General features: G+C 48.6%; 5 protein-coding genes and 1 pseudogene. 4 read left to right on the top strand and 2 right to left on the bottom strand.

Features of this window, described 5'->3' with window-relative positions:
- The coding region (locus WBV75_RS11350) for a zinc ribbon domain-containing protein (RefSeq protein ID WP_424120710.1) at positions 1–480 on the top strand (480 nt) is incomplete at its 5' end.
- A gap of 62 nt (positions 481–542) precedes the next feature.
- Here WBV75_RS11350 and WBV75_RS11345 read toward each other — a convergent pair.
- The gene (locus WBV75_RS11345; RefSeq protein ID WP_424120709.1) at positions 543–1,892 is read right to left on the bottom strand and encodes an FAD-dependent oxidoreductase; all 1,350 of its coding nucleotides are present in this window, start codon (positions 1,890–1,892) and stop codon (positions 543–545) included.
- Between the two features lie 121 nt (positions 1,893–2,013).
- On the opposite strand from WBV75_RS11345, the pseudogene WBV75_RS11340 reads away from it, so the two are divergent.
- From WBV75_RS11340 to WBV75_RS11330, 3 genes and pseudogenes are all read left to right on the top strand, one after another.
- Positions 2,014–2,145, top strand: a pseudogene (locus tag WBV75_RS11340) (DUF2256 domain-containing protein); the annotation flags it as partial.
- Positions 2,097–3,494: a DASH family cryptochrome gene (locus tag WBV75_RS11335; protein ID WP_424120708.1), complete on the top strand. Its 1,398-nt coding sequence runs from the start codon at positions 2,097–2,099 to the stop codon at positions 3,492–3,494. The pseudogene WBV75_RS11340 and the gene WBV75_RS11335, both read left to right, overlap by 49 nt.
- A 14-nt stretch (positions 3,495–3,508) precedes the next feature.
- Complete coding sequence (locus WBV75_RS11330; protein ID WP_424120707.1) at positions 3,509–5,044, top strand: cryptochrome/photolyase family protein; 1,536 nt, start codon at positions 3,509–3,511, stop codon at positions 5,042–5,044.
- Between the two features lie 189 nt (positions 5,045–5,233).
- On the opposite strand, the gene WBV75_RS11325 is transcribed toward WBV75_RS11330, so the two are convergent.
- On the bottom strand, positions 5,234–5,779 hold the full coding sequence (locus tag WBV75_RS11325; protein ID WP_424120711.1) for a ClpP family protease: 546 nt from the start codon (positions 5,777–5,779) through the stop codon (positions 5,234–5,236).
- Between the last annotated feature and the right edge of the window lie 68 nt (positions 5,780–5,847).

The following is a 5,847-nucleotide window of genomic DNA, read 5'->3' as shown; positions in this document are numbered from 1 at the left end:
GCCAAAGAAGTAGAATTCCAGGAACTGGAAATTCAACTGGCTGAGAAACACATTAAAGAATTCAAAGTACAGATAGACCAGAAGAAAGAACTGGTTTCCGGTACAAAGGAAAACCTCTCCGAACGCGAGACGCACCTGAAACACAAAAAAGGTGAACTTGATGCCATCCTCGCCGAAACTGAAAAGGAAGAAAAAGCGCTGATGAAGAAATCGGCAGAGTTTGAAAAGATTATTGAAGAGCGGCTTCTTACGGCATACAAACGCATCCGTCACCGCGTTAAAAACGGTCTGGCGGTCGTCCCGGTTGAACGGGGTGCCTCCGGAGGTTCCTTTTTCACCATTCCACCACAGGTGCAGGTGGAAATTGCTTCCCGTAAGAAAATCATCTCAGATGAGCACAGTGGACGCATTTTGGTCGACCCGGCCCTGGCCGAGGAAGAGCAACAAAAAATGGAGCAAATTTTCGCCAAGGTCAAATAACCACGGCTTCCAAAAATTAAAAATCCCGGCCAATGCCCGGGATTTTTTTTTGATCTGGTCAATCAGGAATCTTCAAGGAGCTCAAGAATGCGCTGGCTCACTTCGGGCTGGTCCCACCGGGTTTGAATCTGTGGTATTTTCATGATCTCCTTCATGATAGCTTCCTGCCGATCTCCTATAGAGAGGGCTTCCGAATAGGGTTGTTCGGAAAAGGTGACCCGGGAGTAGGCGGGAATCCACTTGTCGGGATACTGGGCCGCAAAGTGGTTTTCAATTTTCTTTTGAAGTAAAAATTCAGGGTCTGCCGTCTTTGTGCTCATTTCCACAAAGTTTCGATAACTCAGTTCCGCAATAGCGTCTGCATTGGGCTTACGCAATTCCTGATACCTGCTGAAAATACGCTCCCAGTCGTCACCGTAGTCCTCAATCAGGGCCATCAATTGCGAAATATCTTCAAACCCCGCATTCATCCCCTGCCCGAAAAACGGGACCACTGCATGGGCTGCATCCCCTACAAGGGCTACCTTATCCCAATACGTCCAGGGATAACATTTGATAGTTACCAGGGCACTGGTGGGATTTTTGAGAAAATCCTCTGACAAATTGTCGATTACGGGCGTGACATCTGGGAAATTCTCTGTGAAAAAAGTGCGGATTTCCGATCTGGATTGCAACTGCTCAAAAGACACGGGGCCTTCAAAGGGCAGAAACAGCGTACAGGTGAAACTCCCATCCAGGTTGGGCATGGCGATAAACATAAAGCTCCCCCGTGGCCAGATATGGAAGGAATGTTTATCGAGTTTATGGGTGCCATCTGAATTTGGGGGAATGGTCAATTCTTTATAACCGACCTCTATGAAATCCTGGGAATAGTTAAACCGGCTTCGTCTTTGCATTTTGTGGCGCACCCGGGAAAAAGCCCCATCACAACCGAACACGTGGTCGAAGGCATAGGACTCCCATACCCCTTTTTCTGTTTCCCCTGTATACAGGGTAGCTGTAGGCAGGTCTACATCCCATACTTTTTCATTAAACTTGAAAACGGTTCCCGCCTGCTCGGCCAGATCGATCATCTTTCGATTCAGGATTCCCCTGGATATCGACCATATTGCTTCCCCGTCTTTTCCGTATTTCTGGTAGTATACCGGCGTGCCGTTGACGTGCATCGCCCTTTGCTTCAACGGGATACCCATTTTGCGGATTTCCGGGCCGATACCTGCCCCGTCCAGGGCCCTCCAGCCCCGATCACTCATCGCCAGGTTGATGGAGCGCCCTGAAAACTCGATGGTGCGAATATCGGGTCTCCTGTCAAAGACCGTTACCCGATGACCTGCCTTTCTGAGGTAGACCGCCAGAAGCGTCCCCACCAGACCTGAACCCACAATCGCAATATTTTTAGAGGTTTGCCCCATTCCTAAATATATATGATCTCAAAGGTAGTAAAAATGGGTGGTCTCCCCTGATTCCAAAATAGTCTTGATTATTACAATACGTCTATTTATGTTGAACTTTTGTGTATTTTTGTTAAACGTTATGCGAGCAAAAAGTGATCTTCCCCAAAAAATTTGCCCTGTTTGCAACCGGCCCTTTAGCTGGCGTAAAAAATGGGAGCGCCAATGGGATTCCGTACGGTATTGCAGTCAAAAATGCCGAAGATCCAAAAACAGCGTTCAGGGAACCCAAAATCCCCCTTTATTCTCAAACACCCAAAAGCATTGAATACAGCTTTACACTGGTTTCGCAACGACCTGCGTGTAGAAGACAACGCCTCCTTGTCAGCGGCATGCCAAAGCAAACGGGTCGTAGCTGTATACTGCCTGGATCCCCGAAATTTTGAAAATGATGAATATGGCTTTCCTCGCACCGGAAAATTCCGGGCGCGCTTTCTGCTGGAAACTTTATCTGAGCTGAAAGAATCCCTTCGCTCCCTGAATATTCCCTTGTTTATATCCCTGGACCTCCCCGAAAATGCGATTCCAAAACTCGTCAGGCGCTTTGGGGTTGCTGAGATCCACACTCAAAAAGAATGGACGCGTGATGAGCGCCTTGTGGCTCAAGCCCTGCTAAAAGCGTTACCCGAAAACACAAAGGTATTTGGGCATTACAACCAGTTTCTCTTCCATCCCCGGGATATCCCCTTTTCAGATTTCGCTCAGATCCCCGAGGTATTTACACGTTTTAGAAAGGCCTGTGAAAAAACCGTACCCGTGCGGGCGTGTCTTCCGGTTCCCGAAAAACGCTCAGCACCCGTAGGGGTAGAGCCTGAAGTGGAAATCCCCACACTGCAGCAACTCGGGCTGGAGTCTCCCCAGAATGATCCACGTTCGGCATTTCCTTTCCATGGAGGTACCCGGGAGGGGCTGCAAAGAATTAAATCTTATTTCTGGGAACAAAACCGTCTGCGATACTACAAGAAAACCCGCAATGGTCTGTTGGGCACCGATTATAGCTCAAAGTTTTCGCCCTGGTTGGCCAACGGATCCCTTTCTGCACGTATGATATATCATCAGGTGCGCCTCTATGAAAAAGAAGTTGTTAAAAATCAGGATACCTACTGGATGATTTTTGAACTGATCTGGAGAGACTACTTTAAATATGTTTCCCTGAAACACGGAGACTTAATTTTTCACCCGGGCGGGATACGCCATTCTTCCTGGAATAAAGACTTTTGCCCAACCCTTCTCAGGCAGTGGGTTTCGGGTCGGACCCCTGACGATTTTATCAATGCCAATATGAAGGAAATTGCCCAAACCGGTTGGATGAGTAACCGCGGGCGGCAAAACGTGGCGAGCTACTGGACGCACCATCTAAAACAAGACTGGCGGGTGGGCGCTGCCTATTTCGAAAGTGTACTCCTGGACTACGATGTGCACAGCAATTGGGGCAATTGGATGTACAATAGCGGGGTCGGCAATGATCCCAGGGATCGCGTCTTCAACCCGCAGCTGCAGGCTAAACGCTATGACCCCCAGGGTCGCTATCGCAGACTGTGGCTCGAACCCTCACTTTTCTAAGGAAACACACAACTATGAAAACCCTCAGACTTCTTTTAGGAGATCAGTTAAACCCGGATCACAGTTGGTTCAAAACAGTCCGTGAAGACGTGGTCTATATTATGGCCGAAATGCGGCAGGAAACCGATTATGCCCCCCACCATATCCAGAAAGTTGTCGCCTTTTTTGCCGCCATGCGGAATTTCGCGAAAGAGCGAACCGCCGAGGGGCATCAGGTGAGGTACTTTAAACTGACGGACCCGAAAAATCCCCAAAACCTGCCTGATCTTGTAAAGCAAAGCATTGATCAGGAAGGCTGCGATCGTTTTGAATACCTATTACCCGATGAATTCCGTCTGGACCGCCAACTAAAAGTCATTTGCGAGGACTTGCCAATCGCCTCGAAGGTATACGATACAGAGCATTTTTATACCACTCGGGACGCCTTAGAATTACATTTCGAGGGGAAAAAACAACTCGTTATGGAGTCCTTTTATCGTATGATGCGCAAGAAACACAGTGTCCTTTTTAAGGATGGGGAACCTGCGGGAGGGACCTGGAACTACGATGCCCAAAACAGGAAAAAATGGAAAGGAACGCCTGCCATTCCAAAGCTCACACCTACACATTCTGAGGAGCTCAGTCCAATACTGCATGAGATACAGGATTCGGGTATAAGGACGATCGGGCAGATAGACCTCCATAATTTCCATTGGACGACCACTACGGAAGGGGCGCGCGCCCTCTTGGCCGAATTCTGCGAAAAGCTGTTGCCGCACTTTGGGGATTACCAGGATGCCATGCACACGGATGAAAAAACTCTGTTTCATTCCCGCCTTTCCTTTGCCATGAACTGCAAGTTGATTTCACCCAGGGAGGTCGTGGAAACCGTTGAAAAGTATTATTACAACCACAAGGACACCATCGATATATCCCAGGCTGAAGGTTTTATCAGACAAATACTAGGATGGCGGGAGTACATGAGGGGTATTTACTGGAAAGAAATGCCTGCCTACGCCCGGAAAAATTCCCTGGAGAATAAAAATCCGCTTCCCGACTTTTACTGGACCGGCCAGACCCGGATGAACTGCCTGAAAAACGCGATTGATCAGAGCCTTGAAAGCGCGTATGCCCATCATATACAACGCCTGATGATCACCGGTAACTTTGCCTTGCTTGCCCAGGTGCATCCCGACGAAATAGACCAGTGGTACCTCGGAATTTACGCCGATGCCATCGAGTGGGTGCAACTTCCCAATACCCGGGGAATGAGCCAGTTCGCCGATGGCGGAATTGTCGGAACTAAACCCTATGTAAGTTCGGCAAACTACATTCGCAAAATGAGTAACTATTGTCAGGGTTGCGCGTATAACCCGGATGATAAAACCGGGGAGGGTGCCTGCCCGTTTAATGCGCTCTACTGGAACTTCCTCGATGCCAAAAAACCCCTACTCCAGGGGAATCCACGAATGGGTATGATGTACCGTCTGCTGGAAAAAAAAGATGCAAACGAGATACGGGGCCTGAAGGAGCGCGCGGCAGCCATTATCGCCGATCCCGATGCTTTTTGAAGTTGGTTTTTCTAAGAAAACCCAAAAGCACGGCAGGCGGTCCACAGTCTACCCCATGGTGGGCATCTCAAAAGATCCCCTCAGCTTACCTTCCCAATCCCCTTTTTGCAAACGGTCCAAAAAAAACCTTCCCGGAGCCCCGGAAAGGTTTTCTAAAAATGTAATCCCAATCGTTTCCTTAAAACGGGTTTAGATGACCCCGTCCACAATCCCGTATTCCACGGATTCCTCGGCGTCCATCCAGTAATCGCGGTTAAAGTCCTTCATAATCTTATCAAAGGGTTGGCCGCAGTTATCGGCCAGGATACGCGCCCCGATCTCCCGTGTTTTCAGTATCTCACGAGCTTGAATTTCAATGTTCGCCGCTTGGCCGCGGGCTCCCCCACTCGGCTGATGGATCATAACACGGGCGTGGGGTTGAATAAAACGACGCCCCTTCTTTCCTACAGAAAGCAGTATCGAACCCATGGAAGCAGCCAGTCCGGTACAAATCGTGGAAACAGGACTTTTCAATGAAGTTATAGTATCGTATATCGCAAAGCCGGAGGTCACATACCCCCCGGGACTGTTTATTAACAATTGTATTTCCTTATGGTTCTGAAGATCCAGAAAGAGCAGGCGGTCAATCACGTGTTTGGCAGAATCATCGTCCACCATTCCCCAAAGAAAAACCTTTCGCTCGTCTAACAGTGCAGTGTCAATCGTTTCCTGAACCTTCCCTTTTTTCGTACTCATAAGATCTGTTGGATTAAAGGCCAAAAATACATAAAATTGAGGATACTTCAGATCCTCTTCCTTACAAT

This window comes from Robiginitalea sp., assembly GCF_049588695.1.
GTDB lineage: Bacteria > Bacteroidota > Bacteroidia > Flavobacteriales > Flavobacteriaceae > Robiginitalea.
The sequence above is the reverse complement of the archived record's forward strand: the minus strand, read 5'-3'. Positions and strand labels throughout refer to the sequence as shown.